This is a genomic window from Parabacteroides sp. CH2-D42-20 (assembly GCF_003670185.1).
In the GTDB taxonomy this organism is placed as follows: domain Bacteria; phylum Bacteroidota; class Bacteroidia; order Bacteroidales; family Tannerellaceae; genus Parabacteroides; species Parabacteroides distasonis.
In genome coordinates this window covers 58,102-75,319 of the sequence record NZ_RAYG01000007.1, presented here as the reverse complement: position 1 = coordinate 75,319, position 17,218 = coordinate 58,102, and the positions used below count along the sequence as shown (strand labels likewise).

12 protein-coding genes are annotated in these 17,218 nt (G+C 49.1%); 7 read left to right on the top strand and 5 right to left on the bottom strand.

Annotated features, from left to right (window positions below; translation table 11 throughout):
* Positions 1-44 precede the first annotated feature (44 nt).
* Together D7V92_RS06040 and D7V92_RS06035 are read left to right on the top strand one after the other, a co-directional pair.
* The gene (locus D7V92_RS06040; protein ID WP_121772500.1) at positions 45-1,475 is read left to right on the top strand and encodes a sulfatase; all 1,431 of its coding nucleotides are present in this window, start codon (positions 45-47) and stop codon (positions 1,473-1,475) included.
* A complete protein-coding gene (locus tag D7V92_RS06035) occupies positions 1,472-3,046 on the top strand; it encodes a sulfatase (protein WP_121772499.1) in 1,575 nt (524 codons plus the stop codon). Before D7V92_RS06040 ends, D7V92_RS06035 begins: the two co-directional genes overlap by 4 nt.
* Positions 3,047-3,442: 396 nt before the next feature.
* Here D7V92_RS06035 and D7V92_RS06025 read toward each other — a convergent pair whose 3' ends face one another.
* Entirely contained in the window at positions 3,443-4,534 is a 1,092-nt protein-coding gene (locus D7V92_RS06025; protein ID WP_008774249.1) for a glycoside hydrolase family 76 protein, read from the bottom strand.
* Between the two features lie 134 nt (positions 4,535-4,668).
* On the opposite strand from D7V92_RS06025, the gene D7V92_RS06020 reads away from it, so the two are divergent.
* A complete protein-coding gene (locus D7V92_RS06020) occupies positions 4,669-5,601 on the top strand; it encodes an alkaline phosphatase (RefSeq protein WP_005866335.1) in 933 nt (310 codons plus the stop codon).
* A 61-nt stretch (positions 5,602-5,662) separates the two neighbouring features.
* Here the strand turns inward: D7V92_RS06020 and D7V92_RS06015 are convergent, their stop codons facing one another.
* Positions 5,663-8,605: a hypothetical protein gene (locus tag D7V92_RS06015; RefSeq protein ID WP_121772498.1), complete on the bottom strand. Its 2,943-nt coding sequence runs from the start codon at positions 8,603-8,605 to the stop codon at positions 5,663-5,665.
* Between the two features lie 173 nt (positions 8,606-8,778).
* On the opposite strand from D7V92_RS06015, the gene D7V92_RS06010 reads away from it, so the two are divergent.
* The 4 genes from D7V92_RS06010 to D7V92_RS05995 all read left to right on the top strand — a co-directional run bounded on the left by D7V92_RS06010 (position 8,779) and on the right by D7V92_RS05995 (position 13,719).
* On the top strand, positions 8,779-9,993 hold the full coding sequence (locus D7V92_RS06010) for an AraC family transcriptional regulator (RefSeq protein ID WP_048927800.1): 1,215 nt from the start codon (positions 8,779-8,781) through the stop codon (positions 9,991-9,993).
* Positions 9,990-11,036, top strand: coding sequence for an AraC family transcriptional regulator (locus D7V92_RS06005; RefSeq protein WP_233572802.1), 1,047 nt, complete (start codon positions 9,990-9,992; stop codon positions 11,034-11,036). The genes D7V92_RS06010 and D7V92_RS06005 overlap by 4 nt, the downstream gene beginning before the upstream one ends.
* Before the next feature lie 78 nt (positions 11,037-11,114).
* Entirely contained in the window at positions 11,115-12,035 is a 921-nt protein-coding gene (locus D7V92_RS06000; protein WP_121772497.1) for an endonuclease/exonuclease/phosphatase family protein, read from the top strand.
* 106 nt (positions 12,036-12,141) lie between these two features.
* Complete coding sequence (locus D7V92_RS05995) at positions 12,142-13,719, top strand: carboxylase (RefSeq protein WP_121772496.1); 1,578 nt, start codon at positions 12,142-12,144, stop codon at positions 13,717-13,719.
* A 142-nt stretch (positions 13,720-13,861) separates the two neighbouring features.
* On the opposite strand, the gene rpiB is transcribed toward D7V92_RS05995, so the two are convergent.
* From rpiB to D7V92_RS05980, 3 genes are all read right to left on the bottom strand, one after another.
* Complete coding sequence (gene rpiB, locus D7V92_RS05990; protein WP_005866347.1) at positions 13,862-14,293, bottom strand: ribose 5-phosphate isomerase B; 432 nt, start codon at positions 14,291-14,293, stop codon at positions 13,862-13,864.
* A 2-nt stretch (positions 14,294-14,295) separates the two neighbouring features.
* Complete coding sequence (locus D7V92_RS05985; RefSeq protein ID WP_087345310.1) at positions 14,296-16,326, bottom strand: transketolase; 2,031 nt, start codon at positions 16,324-16,326, stop codon at positions 14,296-14,298.
* 180 nt (positions 16,327-16,506) lie between these two features.
* Positions 16,507-17,199, bottom strand: coding sequence for an NUDIX domain-containing protein (locus D7V92_RS05980; protein ID WP_036610602.1), 693 nt, complete (start codon positions 17,197-17,199; stop codon positions 16,507-16,509).
* Positions 17,200-17,218 lie beyond the last annotated feature (19 nt).

Below are 17,218 nucleotides of genomic sequence, written 5' to 3'. Positions count from 1 at the left end.
TTATATTTGTTTAATTAAAAGCCAATATATCAATAAATAATATCATGAAGAATAAACTAATGTTACTGACGGCCGCCTCAGCCTTTTCAATGGCAGGCATAGCCGCTGATTACACGAATATCGTCCTGATTAATTTGGATGATGTGGGGTACGGAGATTTTTCTTTTAATGGGGCTTACGGATATACCACTCCGAATATCGACAAAATGGCGGCGGAAGGCGTTCGTTTTACACACTTCTTGGCGGGACAGCCGATCAGTGGAGCGTCTCGTGCCGGCTTGTTGACCGGTTGCTATCCGAATCGTATCGGTTTCGCCGGCGCTCCGGGACCGGATTCGAACTACGGAATCCATCCGGATGAGATGACGATCGCAGAGGTATTGAAACAGAAAGGATATAGTACCGCTATCTTCGGTAAATGGCATTTAGGTAGCCAAAAGGAATTTCTTCCCTTGCAAAATGGCTTCGATGAGTATTATGGTTTGCCGTATTCTAACGATATGTGGCCATTCCACCCGCAACAAGGTGAGGTCTTTAATTTCCCGGATTTGCCGACTTATGACGGAAACGAGATTATCGGTTATAATACGGACCAAACACGGTTGACTACGGATTATACCACCCGTTCTGTTAATTTCATCAAGAAGAATAAGAATAAGCCTTTCTTCTTGTATCTGGCTCATAATATGCCCCATGTACCGTTGGCCGTTTCCGATAAATTCAAGGGAAAGAGCGAGCAGGGTTTATATGGCGACGTGATGATGGAGATCGACTGGAGTGTAGGTGAGATATTCAAGACATTGCGTGAGCTGGGCTTGGAAGATAATACGTTGGTGATCTTGACTTCCGATAATGGCCCTTGGACCAATTACGGGAATCATGCCGGTTCAGCCGGTGGGTTACGTGAGGCAAAGGCTACGACCTTTGATGGTGGTAACCGGGTTCCTTGTATCATGTACTGGAAAGGTAAGACGTTACCGGGCACGACTTGTAATAAGTTAGCTTCTAATATCGACCTTCTTCCTACGTTTGCCGAGATCACGCAGGCCCCGCTGCCTACTCGCAAGATTGATGGCGTTAGTATCTTATCATTGATAGAGGGCAAGAAAGATGCGAATCCTCGTGAATCCTTTGTCTATTATTATAACAAGAATGACTTGGAGGCTGTCACGGACGGTATGTTTAAGCTGGTATTCCCTCATAAATACGTTACTTACGGGGCTTATGAGCCGGGAAACGACGGCCAGCCGGGTAAGTTGACGAATCTGGAGATCATGAAACCTGAGTTGTATGACTTGCGCCGTGATCCGGGAGAGCGTTATAACGTGATCACCCAGTATCCTGAGGAAGCCGCGAAATTGATGAAGATCGCCGACCTGAAACGTCATGAGTTAGGGGATAACCTAATGCGCGTAAAGGGAACGGAGCGTAGGGAACCGGGTCTAGTACAAGGGAAAAAACGTCATGACCTATGAAACAATCGATCATAAGTATCGGAATGACTGCCTGTTGTCTTTCGGGGAACGGGCAGTTCCTTTTTGCCGCCGATAAACCGGCGCAAGAGGAACGTCCCAATATCTTGTTTATCCTTTCGGATGATCATACTTCCCAGTCTTGGGGCATTTACGGGGGGGTGTTGGGTGATTATGCCCGGAACGAGAATATCCGTCGCTTGGCTGCGGAGGGCTGCGTGTTAGATAATTGTTTTTGTACGAACTCGATCTCTTCCCCTAGTCGTGCGGCGATCTTGACCGGAGCCTATAGTCACGTGAACGGTGTTTACACGTTAAGTGATTCCTTTGATCCGGAGCAGGATAATATCGCCAAGCAAATGCGGGCGGGAGGCTATCAGACCGCTTTGGTCGGTAAATGGCATCTGAAAACGCAACCGCAAGGTTTCGACTTTTATTCCGTGTTTCATGACCAAGGCGAGTACCGAGACCCTACTTTTATAAATTGTACGGAACCTTGGCCGGGTGAGCGTAATTTCGGGGAGCGGGTACGAGGTTTCTCCACGGATATCGTGACGGATAAGGCGATCCGTTGGATGAAAGAGGCCGATAAGGACCGGCCTTTCATGATGTGTTGTCATTTCAAGGCTACACACGAACCTTGGGATTTTCCAGAACGGATGAGGCATTTGTATGACGGCGTTGTTTTCCCGGAACCGGAGAACTTATTTGATTGGGGGCCGGAGACGAATGGACGTACCTTCTCCGGACAGCCTTTGGAGGAGTTGGCCCGTCGTTGGGACGTGGCGTCGCAAGACCCTGATAAATGGTGGTGCCGGTATCCGGAGTTGCCTTTTACGACGAAGGGCATGCATCGATCTGCCGCCCGTAGCGCCGCTTACCAGAAATTGGTGCGCGACTATCTGCGTTGCGGGGCTACGATCGACGATAATATCGGGAAGTTATTGAAAGCGCTGGACGATATGGGAATCGCCGATAATACGATCGTGGTGTACGTATCCGACCAAGGTTATTTTTTAGGAGAGCATGGTTTCTTCGATAAGCGTATGATGTATGAGGAGTCTCTACGTATGCCTTTCGTGATCCGTTACCCGAAAGAGATCCCGGCGGGGACCCGCAATAAGGATATGATCTTGAACGTGGATTTTGCCTCTTTGTTGGCGGATTACGCAGGCGTGAAGACCCCGAATGAATCGCAGGGCCATAGTTTTCGCGATAATCTGAAAGGAAATACCCCAAAGGATTGGCGTAAGGAGATGTATTATCGTTATTGGACCCAACATTCGAACCGTCCGGCCCATATGGGTATCCGTAATGAGCGGTATAAACTGATGTTTTTCTATGGCGACCGTCTGAATATGACTGGTTCGGAGGATAAGACCACGACTCCAGCATGGGAGTTTTACGACCTTCAATCCGATCCTCGTGAGAATCACAACGCTTACAACGATCCCCAATACGCCAAGATCATCCGGCAAATGAAGGAGGAGATGCTGAAGCTGCGGAAAGATGTTAAGGATGAGGACACGAATACTCCTAGGATGAAGGAGATTATGGAGACCTATTATTGGTAAAAAGAAAGCGGAGGGAGACGTAGCGTGCTGCGTCGCCTATCCTTTGTAATAGAAGTCCACGCTAGCAACCGAGAGGGAGTGTGGTATGTTATAAAGCATGTATTTCTAGAAAGAAGAAGGAATTTGTTCTTTTGTGAAAAAGAAGTCTTATGTTTGTGCACGATATGAAAAACAGGGTTTATATGGCCCCGTTATCAGTAAACAACCAACCTTGACATGAATACAAACAGAGATAAGGCTGTCTCTTTTGGGCGGGACGGCGGAGATGTCCGCCGTCCTGTTTTTTTGTCAATGAGCCAGAGCTGTACGTGACATCCGTTCCAGCTCCGGGGGAGCCAGAGCGGAATATCGCCCGCTGGCTGTGTGAATAATGACAAGCTGCGTCTCCCCGGATACCTATTTCGTTAACTCATAAGCCTCTATCACGCACTCCAAAGCGCAGGCGTTTGCTGCCGAGCTTTCCTTGTGGAAAGGGCCGTACCAATAACAACCGAAGCTTTTGGAGGCCGGGTCGTAATCTCTCGTGATGATGGACTCGGCGTTCTTCAAGATGAAATCCTTGTAGGCTGGTTTCTTGGTTAGGTCATACAGGAAGGCTAAATGACGGATGAAGATACCCTTAAATTGGACACCGTCGTTGCTATCATCGATCTCGGGCTTCATCTCACGAAGTATACCCTCGTCGGTTACCAATTGCGTGGTAATGGTAGCGTCGGCGATCTTTTCCGCTAGCTCCAAGTAAGATTTATCGTTGGTTTGGAGATACATCTCGGCTAAGACAGCGATGGCTACGCCTTGGTTATACGTGTAGTGGGCGTTGCGGTTGGGGGTACAATCGTCTTTCGTGCCGTCCTCGATTTGGTAGATGTCCGTATTGATCATGCCAGTTCGCATATACCAATCCACGTTCTTCTTGAACCAGTCGAGGTACGCCGGATTTTGGGTCACTTTATATAATCGGATAGCTGTCAGGGAGAACAGGTTGTTCGCTATGGAGTTCTTGTAATGCAAAGGGTTCTTTTTCCAGAAGATGCCACCTCCGCAAGCGTCGCTCCAGCCAGTTGTCATATCATCGAATATGATCTCGGCCATATCTAGGTACTTTTTCTCTCCGGTCAGTTTGGAGGCCTCGATCCATGCCAATGCCCACCAACCCTCGTCATCGTAATAATCATTGATGAAGTTGTCGCAATAACGGGGAGTACCGGTTGAGTCTACGCCTACTTGGTAATGACGGGCTTTCTCGAATACATCCTCTATGACAGATGGGATGGCCGGATCTTTGGTTACGGCGCCGTAGCGAATGGTGGCGGTCAATACGTTCGCCGAGTTCCACCAGCCGGCTGTTTCCCAGATACCGGTCGTGTCGTTTCTCCAGCTTAGGGAGGTTTGTACGCTTTCTCGCATCTTTCCCTCAAAAGGGGAAGGTTTGCTACAGGATAGCATGAAAAATACAAGCAATACGCTTGTTAGGAAATGTTTGTACATACGTATTTATGAAAATAAGATTAGATTAAGCCACAAAGATAAATGATCTTTTTGAACTTTAGTTAAACTTTGTACCTTTGTCTGACGGAATCTAAGATACTTCAATATTAATCATAAAAGAAAAACACGGTAAGATGAAAAAGCAAATCTTATTTATTTGTTGTGCGGTAATCGCATACTGCCTGAGCGCCTGTAATACGGCACCTCAGCAAGCGCCTTTGAAAGAGAAGAATCTGCCAAAGCATGTAATCTTGATCGGTTTCGACGGCTTGAGCGCCCATTGCTTGAATAATGGGGCGGATATGCCTACTTTCCGTAAGATGATGGCGGAAGGCGCCTCCACGTTAGAGAATCGTTCGATCCTGCCTTCGTCGAGTGCTTGTAATTGGGCTTCCATGTTTATGGGAGCGGGACCGGAGTTGCACGGATATACGGAGTGGGGATCTCGTACGCCGGAGCTTCCTTCGCGTGTCGTGAATAGCGACAACCGTTTCCCGAATATCTTCGGCCTGTACCGGGATAAGGCTCCCGAGGCCGAGATCGGCTATATCTATGAGTGGGAAGGCATGAATTATCTGGTGGATACTTTGGCCATGAGCTTCCGTAAGCATGCCCCGATGTCGACTGAGAACCCGAACGGATGTACCCCGGTAGCCGTTCAGTATATCAAGGAGAAGAAGCCGAACCTTTGTGCGATCATATACGATCAGCCGGATGGTACCGGACATGGCAAGGGTTGGAGCTCCCCGGAGTATTTCGCCATGGTGAATCATTTGGACAGTTGCTTGACGCAAGTGATGGACGCCGTTCGTGAGGCGGGTATCATGGATGATACGGTGGTTATACTGACGGCCGACCACGGCGGTATCGAGACCGGTCACGGTGGCAAGACGATGAACGAGATGCAAACCCCGATCGTTTTCTATGGAAAGAACGTAAAGAAAGGCTTCAAGATCCCGGAGAGTACGATGGTATATGATATCGCCGGTACGATCGCCTACCTGTTGGACGTACCGCAGCCGCAAGTGTGGATCGCTCGTCCGATCATGTCTGCGTTCTCAGACTAGGCTAGCTTTGGAATACAGGAACGCCCCGGAAGGATTGATTCTTCCGGGGCGTTTTGGTTTATCACTGGGCGATTCCTACTTTGGCTGTCGTGCCGTCGGATAGCTTCACGACGTAGAAGCCGGCAGGCAGGCCGTGCAGGTGGTTGCTACCGACGGGGAGGGGAGAATGGCGGATCAGCTTTCCGGCCATTGTCGTTATCGATACGTCGAGCGGGGCGGAGGTGTTGATGTAGAGTATGCCGCCGGAGGAGCGGATACGGCTCTTGTTGTCGGTGATCCGGGCGGTGGATACGATGATATCCTCTATCGTGATCCGGATATCTTCGTAGACGGCTATCGTGTAGCTGCTGTCTCGGTTGGGGGTGATCGTCCGGCCGTTCGCCTTTACCACGGGGGTAGACTGGCTGTAGGTTGAGTCTAGCTCAATGTAGAGGAACAATTGATCACCCTCGTCATAGTAATAGGTACCGGGAGAGGGGGTGAGGGTCGCGTTTGCGGTCTCGGGGATTACGACCGTGTATACCGGAGGCGACGGAGTGGCAAGGCTGAACGTGCCTGCGCTCTCGTGTCCCGCATGGTCCGTCACCTTGTAGGTATGGAGGCCCTCGCTTCCGGAACCGTCATAGCGGTCGGAGGTAAGCTGCACGGAAGCACCGTCGATGAGGACGGAAGCTACGCCGCTGCCCTTGCCATCGGTGGCGGTGAGCGTATAGCCGAGGTTATTGGTGGAGACGGTTACGGTAGGGGCGTTGAGGTCGAGGCGGATATCCGTGGCCTTATGCTCGTACTCTCGCGTATAAGGGTCGTCACGTTTGAGTAGGTAGGCCACGTCGAAGGTTCCCTCTTGGCTGAAGGTGAAGGAGGCGGCGAAGTCTTCGCCGGAAGCGATTAGCGGGCTAATCGCTTTGGTTTGTATGCCAGTCTCTTCCGCTTCTTTCAGCTTGATGGTGAAACCGGGGGGAGCGGAGAAGGTAACGGCTCCGGCATACCATTCCCCCTTCTTGTCGCCACCAAGTTCTACACGGGCCTCTTCCGGTAGCTTGTCGGTATAGGTACATGGGATATCCGGCGTGAGTTCCAGCTTGTAGTTGGACGCTAGGAACTTGTCGTTATCTATTAGCTTGAGATCTCCCGGAATGATAAGGTTGGTTGGGGAGTCTATGGCCAGTTGCCCGGAGAAGGCTGCTGTTTCTCCTTTGGCTTCTCCGCTTGTGTCATATTTCGGGGCCTCGCCTTTATACAGTATTTGGTCGGCCTGCGGGGTGACGGTGAGTGTTCTCGGGTGGATCGTTATTGGGATGTCTACGCTCTCCGGCTTCTCGCAATTGACATGGCTGATGTCAATGCGTATCTTAGCTCCGGATGTTGCGGTAGCCTTGTTGGGGGAACCGCATAGCTTGTTATCATTGTTTACCGTCAGGCCATAAGCTGCACCGTCGATTTCGAACTTATAGTCGGACTTATCGCCGTAGGTATCGGGAGCGAGGAGCCCGGACAGGTCATAAAGCTCATTCGGCTCCAGTGGCGTGGCGTACGTCCCTTCCAGCGTGGCCGGGGAGGCGGTGGTCTTGATCAGGTTCTCTGTCCAATGGGCGTAGAGGGTCATAGGCCCGGTGATCTTGGTTATTTGATTCCCGCCTTCTCTATCGTCGTACCAGCCTTCTACTAGGGTGTAATATGTATAGGTGAGCTCACCTTGCCTTAATGCGTCAGTTTCTGATAGGTATTCTGTGCTATTAGTGCCGTCGTCGATGGGATAATTGGTTTGAAAGTTCACTTTGTACTTTATCTTCTGACCATTAAGCTGAACCTTGATATTGGTATTGTCACTCTTGAGATCCTCATTGTTCTCTATCGTTCCGTTGCCGTCGATGGTTCCACTATCTTCATTGCTGATCGTCCCTTCATTGGTGAGGGTTACGCCATCGGCGATCGTCAATGTCTGTTTCCTTCTTATATGGAGTGTATAGCCGGGCGGTATCTCGTAATCCCGGTCGATGGTATAGTGGGGAATGTCGACGTTGTTGCCATCTATCATGCTACCCTTGATGCTACCCTCAATGCTACTATAATTATATTCCTTTAGAAATATGATAGCGCTATTCTGACCGGAGGGGAGGACATAAGATGACGCGTTTATAGCTTTGCCTCCATCTTTATTCGTTATAGCGGAGATGATCCCCCCGCTTATCGTGACTGTTTCCCCTACCTTTCCTTCCCCTGCGCCCATACCGTTATATCCGGTGGCATTTACGATTCCCCCGCTGATCTCTATCGTTCCGGAAGTTATGGGTGGATTAGCATGAGCGGGAGTCCCCGATACCCCGATACCCGGCCCGGAATCACCCCCTGTGGCGGTGATATTCCCGTCTTTGATCCGGACGGTTCCACCATTGGAATTAGCACTTGTTCCGATACCGGCTCCATATCCTTTCCCATGGGCAATGATGGTACCGTTCTCGATCGTGATGGTTCCTTTCGCATCTTTACTGTATCGTGAGCCTATTCCGGCGGCTTCATTTCCTCCTTTGACCGTTAGTTTTCCTTTACCTTTTATTATAAGCTCGGTACCATCGCCTGTAGGCGCGCAAATGGCGGGTAGGTCATGGCCACCTGCTAAGCTGTTATCTCCGGCTAGGGTCAATTCTACTTTCTTGGCTCCATCGGCGTATAAGGCGCAATAAGGTTCGTCTTCTTGGAGATTCTCGATGTTTACATTCTCCAGCGTGATCTTTACCTGTATGCCACTGGCGACCACAATAACGGCTTTCGATTTATTCTGATCTGTTGTGCCGTATCCGGTTTCTTGTGATGGCAATCCTTGTTTTTGGACATCATACGTACCGTGAATACGATATACGCTATTGTCTTGACTAATGGTAATTCCCCCTTTATGGCTATCGTCACTAAGATCTATATCTATTGTGCTTGTCCCTTGCCCCCATGCCGATACGAGCGAAAGGAATAGTAAGACGCCTGTTGTTAGGATGATTTGTTCTTTCATGATGTTCGTATTTTAGTTGCCGCTAAGATATGGGAGGGAGCGGGTTTCCCGCATGACAATCCGTCCGAATCTATTAGGACAAATCGTAATTAGCTGATTTTATTGATAGGACAGATCGTAATTCACGCGCAAAAAGGTAAAAATGTCTCTTTTCTATCAAAAAGCGGCAGGCCTTGATAAAAAAGCGATATATTTGGGGCATGGATATCCTGACTGTTTATATGATCTCTATCATGGTATTGGTACCCGTCTATTCCGCCGTGTCTTGCGGGATGGTGGTGGGGCTTTCCTTGCAGGATTGCCTGTCTCGGGAGGAGCGTGACTTGAAGAGGATATTGCTGGTTTACCTATCCGTCTCGGCTACCGGGTGGTTGGTCACGTTTTGCTATCAGTTTTATCCCTCGTTGTTTGTCCGGCTCAACGTGGTTTGCCTGCTTTGTTTCGTCTTGCCGTCTATCTTCTTCTACCGGATCGTCCGTTTCCTCACGAGGCTGGGCGAGCCGGAGGAATTCCCGCCTCTCCATTATCTCGTACCCGGGCTGCTGGCGCTGGCGATGTTGGTCTGGTCGTGCTTCGTGCCTTTCGACGTGCGGCTGGAGATCGTGAGGGGGAAAGCGGAGGTGATTCCCGCGGGGTACGAGTGGTATACCCGCTTTTTTACCCTCAAGCCCCTGCTGAGGGTTGTTTTTGGCCTCTTGTATTATATCCTTACGCTGGCGCTGCTGGTATCTTATTATAAGAGGGCGAGAGGGAAGGATACGCTGGTTCGCGGGCCGGCGGGCTGGGTGATCTTCTTGGTAGGTGTGTCCATCGCCTCGCTGCTCTCATCGGTCCTGCCTACGTTCATACCACGGAGCCGGTTCTACTATTCCCTTTGGACGGCAGTCGTGTCTTGCGGCATCGCCCTCCAACACGTTTTGCTATCGTACCATGTCATACGGCGGGAATACTGCCTCTACGTCTTGCGCCGTGAATCCCCGCCTTCTTCCTCCGGGGAAACGGATGCGGGAGACGTGCGCCTCCGCCGTAGCCATTCCGGGAAATTGACCCAGAGACGTTTCGAGCGTTTTTTCCGGGAACACAAGCCTTTTTTGAGGCCGGGTTATAAGATGACTGATCTGGTGGAGGACTTGGACGTGAACCGCACGGTGCTATCTGCCTTTATCAACCAGACGTATGGCATGAACTTCAATCGTTACCTGAACCGTTTCCGCTTGAGGGAGTTGGATAGGCTCCGCTCGCATCCCGCCAACCAAGGCAAGAGCGTGAGCTCGCTGATCGGGCAGGTAGGTTTCAAGGATTTCCGTACCTATTCCCGTGCCGTCGTCGCCGAGCGGGAAGCGGCCGCCGGGAAGCGGGAGCCCAAGGAGGAAGGAGGCACGGCATGATGAGCCTTGGTCTTATGGAGGCTTTCGCTTTCAGTCTTCCCATCGTCTGCGCCATGGTATGTATGGTATTGATGTTGCTGGACGCCTGCCGGTACGGAAGGGGCGGGCAGGAAAGGCGGTTGAGGGCGCTCTTGGCGCTGACTTACTTGGTGACGTCGCTGGGTTGGCTCGGGTTGGTGCTTTATTCGGTCGCCCCGTGCGCTTTCTCGTATTACCATCCCGTCTTTTTATTGACGTTGATGCTGGATCAGGTGATGTTTTTCTGGGTGGTATCCATGATAACGGATACCGGCGAGCGGCGGAGGCTGAATCGATGGCACTGGGTGGTGCCTGTCTTCCTTATGGGGGCCTCGTTCGAGGGCGGTATACTGGTAAGTCTCGTGTTTTTTATCTACAATACGCTTTACCCGGCGCTAAACCTCCGGAACATATACCGTTACAGGCGGTTCATCGTAGATTACTCGTCGGAGGCGCAACGTATCTCCTTGGATTGGCTGGCGGCCGTGCAAGTTTTTATCTTGGCTTGCGTACCCGTTCCGCTGGCGGGATTGTTGCTCGATATGGAGACTTTCTCCTTTTCCTATTTCGTGTGGCTGGGGGTGTTGCCAACGTTCGTGTTTTATATGATGCTCTGTTATAACATGCTCGACAAGAATTATCTCATCGTCCAGCCCGAGGCGTTGAAAGTGGAGGATATGCCTCCCAATCTCCCGGCTCTAGACCGTAAACGCCTAGAACGCTACCTACGTGAGAAGAAACCTTATCTGGACCCCAAGTTGCGGATCACCGACCTCGCCGCCGGGCTAAGTACCAACCGTAGCTACCTGTCGACTTTTATCAACAAGGAGTATGGCATGAATTTCTGCCGCTTGATAAACCGTTGCCGTCTGATGGCTCTCGACCGCTTGCGGGTATCTCCCGCGAATGCAGGCAAGACTAATATGGAACTGGTACTTATGGCAGGCTTCAGTGGTTACCGGAATTATCTTCGGGTGAAAAAGGAGGAGGATAGGCTGGCGTTATTGAAAGTATTCGAGCGATAACCCCGATTTGGCAAACCGAGGTGAGGTGTTTTTGAGGCATAAACGTTATCTTTGTCACGCATTTTAAATATATAAACCATGAAGAAATTCTTTTATACTTTTGCTTTTATCTTTTGCGCCTTGATGACGTTACAGGCGGAGACGATGGTGGTGGCCACCTATAACTTGCGAAACGCCAACGGTAGCGATTCCACGAACGGTAACGGTTGGGGACAACGCTATCCTTACATCGCCCAGATCGTACAGTTTCACGGGTTCGATATCTTTGGTACCCAAGAGGGCAAATATCCGCAATTGCAGGACTTAAAGCAAGCCATGCCCGGATATGATTATATCGGCGTGGGACGTGACGATGGTAAGCAGGCGGGAGAGCATTCGGCTATCTTTTACCGCACGGATAAGTTCGAGGTCTTGGAACATGGTGATTTCTGGCTATCCGAGATCACCGACCGTCCGAACAAAGGCTGGGACGCCGTTCTGCCCCGTATCTGTACGTGGGGCGAGTTTCGGGACAAACAGACCGGCTTCACTTTCTTGTTCTTCAACCTTCATATGGACCATGTCGGCGTACAAGCCCGTGCCGAGAGCGCTAAGTTGATCTTGAAGAAGATCAAGGAATTCCCGAAGAGACTTCCCGCTATCCTGACCGGAGATTTCAATGTTGATCAAACAAGTGAGTCGTATAAGTTGTTAGATGGTTCCGGTATCATGCGTGACTCTTATGAGATCGCAGATTTCCGCTATGCCCCGAATGGTACCTTCAACGGTTTCCATCCGGACCGCAAGACCGATAGCCGTATCGACCATCTTTTCTTGACCAAGGAGTTTGAGGTGAAGAAGTATGGAATCTTAACGGATACCTATCGCTCCGAGGTGAAAGAAAGCGCCCAGAAGGAGCAAAACGGTAATTTCCCGAAAGAGGTGTCATTGAGCAAATACGAGGCCCGCACTCCTTCCGACCACTTTCCCGTAATGATCGTTGTGGAAGTAAAAGACTGAGGTTTTAGAAAAATTGGTTATTATTAACCCCGTAATCTTTATCAAATTTGTTTAGATCCTGTTATATAATCAGAATATTGACTAAAACGATCTAAACAAATTTGGTATGATACGTAAATTATTGATTCGTGATTTGACTCTTCGCGATGGTCAGCAATCGGCATTCGCTACAAGAATGTCTCAAGCGCAAATAGACCGTGTACTTCCTTACTACAAAGACGCAGGCTTTTATGCCATGGAAGTATGGGGTGGGGCGGTTCCCGATTCCGTGATGCGTTATTTAGGTGAGAATCCGTGGGATCGTTTAGAGATCATCAAAGCGGAAATAGGTAATTCCTCAAAGCTATCCGCTCTTTCCCGTGGGCGTAATTTATTCGGTTATAATCCTTATCCCGACGAGATTATAGAAGGCTTTTGCCGGAACTCGATTCGTTCCGGTATCGATATCATGCGTATTTTCGATGCTTTGAACGACGTGGATAACGTGAAATCCACGATCCGTTATGTGAAGAAATTCGGGGGAAAGGCCGACTGTGCCATCTGTTATACGATAGATCCTCACCATTCCCCGGTAGAACGTATAAAAGCCGCCTTGCATGGACGGCCCTTGCATAAGCCTGTTTTTACGAATGAGTATTTCTTAAACAAGGCCCTTCAACTGGAGTCGCTGGGCGCTGATATGATCACCCTGAAGGATATGAGTGGTTTGATACCTCCGGCTCGTACGGCGGAATTGGTGCGATTGTTCAAGAAGAGCTTGAAAGTACCGGTGGATTTCCATACGCATTGTACGCCCGGTTACGGATTGGCGTCGGTCGTATCCGCCATTATCAATGGGGTGGATATCGTTGATACGAATATCTGGAATTTCGCCGGAGGACCAGCCGCTCCCGCTGTGGAACTGGTCTATATCTTCTGCAAGAAATTGGGTATAGAACTGGATCTTGATATGGATGCGATCGCTAAGATCAACAAGGAATTATTGACGATCCGCAAGGAACTTTCCGCATTCGATACCGCTAAGAAATTCCCGAGACCCTTTAATCCCGTAGAGGATAGTTTCCCCGCCGAGATCGACCGCTTCTTCAACGATGCCATCGAGGCCGCTCGGAAAGATAAGGAGGACGATTTGCTGCTTTATTGCCGTGCGATCGAGGAGTATTTTGATTTCCCCGAGCCGAACGAGTTGGTGAAAAAAGCGCAGATCCCGGGAGGTATGTACACAAATATGGTTGCCCAGTTGAAGCAATTGGGGCAGATCGACTTGTTGGAGAAGGCGATGTCGCTCATTCCGCAAGTACGGATGGATGCCGGCTTACCTCCGTTGGTGACGCCTACGAGCCAGATTATCGGGGCGCAAGCGGTTTCCTGTGCGCTGGATGAGCTGAAAGGCCGCCCGATGTATAGTAATCCTTCCAACCAGTTTATCGCCTTGGTAAAAGGAGAGTATGGCAAGACGCCGATTCCGGTAGATCCGGCGTTTCGGTTGAAAATCACCGGCGTACAAAATGAGGTGCCTTACGACGGTTCCCATTACGTGATGCAAGAGAATCCTGTATTGGAGGATTTGGATGTGTTATTGGCTGAGAATGAGAAAGAAATACTGTTGCTGGAGTTATTCCCGACGGTAGCCCGTACATTTTTAACTAAATGGAAAGAACAAAAAGCGAGATCGAATGTTTAATAGTAGAAAGTCTTCAAATTTGGCATCCGTCATCTATTATATGTACGTTGCCGTTTAAACGGTGATACGAAAAGGCTCTCCGAATGGTAAGCGAACCATGGGAGAGCCTTCTTTATTTTATAAAGTGACTTTTTCGCGGACTTTACAAAGGGATCTTGTCTATACGACGTTGGTGGCGACCACCCTCAAAAGGTGTATCCAAGAATATCTCAACGATTTTCTTAGCCTCTTCCTTGCTGATAAAACGACCGGGCATTGATAACACGTTCGCGTCGTTATGCTCACGTGCCAGTTTCGCGATATCCTCTCGCCAGCATAAGGCGGCACGGACACCCCGATGTTTGTTCAAGGTCATACTAATGCCATTCCCTGTACCGCAGACAGCTATTCCCGGATAAACCTCACCAGCTTCTACGGCCTTGCCCATCAGATGGGCAAAATCCGGATAATCGCAACTGTCAGAGGAATAAGTTCCAAAATCTTTATAAGACAATCCCCTTTCATCGAGGATTGTCTTTATATATTCTTTTAACTCAAAACCAGCGTGATCGCTACACAAACCTACTATACCCATCTTTATGCTAATAATTCTTTTACTTGGTTATAAACGTTCTTAGCCGTGAAACCTAATTTCTCGTCCAATACTTTGTAAGGGGCGGAGAAACCGAAGGATTCAAGTCCCCATACCTTGCCGTTAGGACCTACCAACCCTTCCAGATTAACCGGAAGACCAGCGGTTAAGCCGAAAATCTTGCTTCCTGCGGGAAGAATGGATTCTTGGTACTCTTTGCTTTGTGAACGGAATAGACCTTCGGAAGGAACGGAAACGATACGAACCTTTATGCCATCGGCACGAAGCAGGGCAGCGCCCTCGACCAAAGTCGATACCTCGGAACCGGAAGCCAAAAGAATTACATCCGCGTTTGCGTCTTCATTGACGATATAGGCACCCTTCTCTGCTTGCAAAGCCTCTTGATAGCGGTTTTCCTTAGCGGGAAGATCTGTGATATTCTGACGGGAAAGAATCAATGCGGTAGGAGTGTAAACGTTCTCCATCGCTAGTTTCCATGCGACTGTTGTCTCCACAACGTCTGCCGGACGAAGTACCAACATGGAGTTGTGTCCCTTATGATTCTTCAATTTCTCTAATAAACGAACTTGAGCTTCTTGCTCTACCGGCTCGTGCGTAGGTCCGTCTTCTCCAACACGGAAAGCGTCGTGTGTCCAGATGAACTTAACGGGCTGCTCCATCAATGCGGCCATACGTAACGCAGGCTTCATGTAATCGGAGAATACGAAGAAAGTACCGCAAGCGGCGATCACGCCACCATGTAAAGACATACCGATACAGATACAAGCCATAGAAAGCTCGGCTACACCCGCTTGGAAGAAAGCTCCGCTAAAGTCGCCTTTCACGAAAGCATGGGTCTTTTTCAAGAAGCCGTCTGTCTTATCGGAATTGGAAAGGTCGGCGGAAGCTACGATCATGTTTTCTACATGGGTAGCAAGCATACCTAATACGGTAGCGGAAGCGGCACGGGTCGCTTGGTTCGCTTTCTGCTCGATTGCGGCCCAGTCGATTTTAGGAGCCTTACCGGAGAACCATTGCTCCATCTTAGCCGCTAAGTCCGGGTGAGCTTTCGCCCAGACGTCTTTCACGGCGTAACGCTCGGCGACGATTACTTCCAGTTCTTTCGCACGTTTGGCATATAATTCGGCTACCTCAGGAAGGATTGCGAACGGATGTTCCGGATCGCCTCCTAGGTTCTTGATCGTATCTGCGATGGAAGCTCCTGCCGCGGATAAAGGTTGTCCGTGAGTAGATACCTTATTCTCGTAACAGCTGTTATCAGCGCCGACAGCACCTTTCCCCATAACGGTGTTACCGATGATCAAAGTCGGTTTGGAGATCTCTGCCTTAGCCTCTTTTAAAGCCTTGCGGATCTCGTTTACGTCGTTACCGTTTATTTGAATGACTTTCCAGCCCCAAGCCTCGTATTTCATGGCTACGTTCTCCGCATCGACGTCTTCTACCTTGGTAGATAGCTGCACGTTGTTAGCGTCGTAGAACATGATCAAGTTATCCAGTCCTAAAGTTCCGGCGATACGTCCGGCACCTTGGGAGATTTCCTCTTGGATACCTCCATCGGAAATATATGCGTAAATAGTCTGGTTCATTACTTCCTCACCCAGACGTGCTTTCAAGAATTTAGCCGCGATAGCCGCACCTACCGCATAAGTATGTCCTTGTCCCAACGGGCCGGACGTGTTTTCGATACCACGCATAACGTCTACCTCAGGATGTCCCGGAGTAACGCTTCCCCATTGGCGGAACTGTTGAAGTTCATCCAATGTGAATTTGCCGCTTAAAGCCAGTACGGAATAAAGCATCGGAGACATATGCCCCGGGTCAAGGAAGAAACGATCGCGTCCTTCCCATTTGGGATTCTTGGGATCGTATATTAAGAACTCTGAGAACAGTACGTTAACAAAGTCTGCACCACCCATAGCGCCACCCGGGTGCCCGGAGTTCGCTTTCTCCACCATTGACGCAGCCAGTATACGGATGTTATCAGCTGCTTTGTTCATTACTTGAATATCGTTCATTTTATCAGATGAATTATTTATTTGACTGCAAAGATAATCAAACTCTTTGTAAGAGCCGTTATATCAATCAAACAATTCCTTTTCGGTAAAGGTTCCTATCTTCTTATATTTTTGATAAATTGAGAGATATTTAAGATAGCCCGCTGAGCGCCTTATTCTTGCGGGTATACATCATTCGGATTAGAGCGAGAAGTCGAAACCCTGTTCAACCCATTTGTTGTATTTTTTCTCGTTGAATTTGTAGAGGAAAGCTCCTCGTTTAGAACTTTTCTTGTCTTTGATATCCAGTTTTTCCAGAATATCCATGGCGTTTAGCTTTTTGCGGAAGTTCCGTTTGTCTAAAAGGGTTTGGTAGATGGCCTCATACAATGTCTGTAGTTGGGGCAAGGTAAATTGCTCGGGAAGCAAATTGAAACCGATAGGGCGGCTTGCCGCTTTCTTTTTAAGGACGGACAACGTATCGTTTATCATTTGGTTATGGTCGAAAATCAAGTCAGGAAGCTCGGATATCTTGGTCCAAGTAGCGTTATGGTTTTCCAAGATCTCGGGACTAAAATCATTCATATTCACCAAGGAATAGTAAGCTACGGAGATAACCCGTTCCCCTAAGTCACGCGATACATCTCCGTAAGCCCCTATTTGTTCCATAAAAAGATGCTCGATGCCCGTGCAATCGGTTAATACCCGTGATGCTGCTTCATCCACGCTTTCCCCGGATTTCACGAAGCCTCCCATAAGAGACCACTGTCCTTTCATCGGCTCGAACGAACGTTTGTATAATAAAACATTCAACTCCTTATTGTTAAACCCTAGAATGATACAATCTACGGCAACATAGAATTTTACTTCGTCTTGATAAAAAGCTGCTGACATCGTTTTATGGATTTTAAAG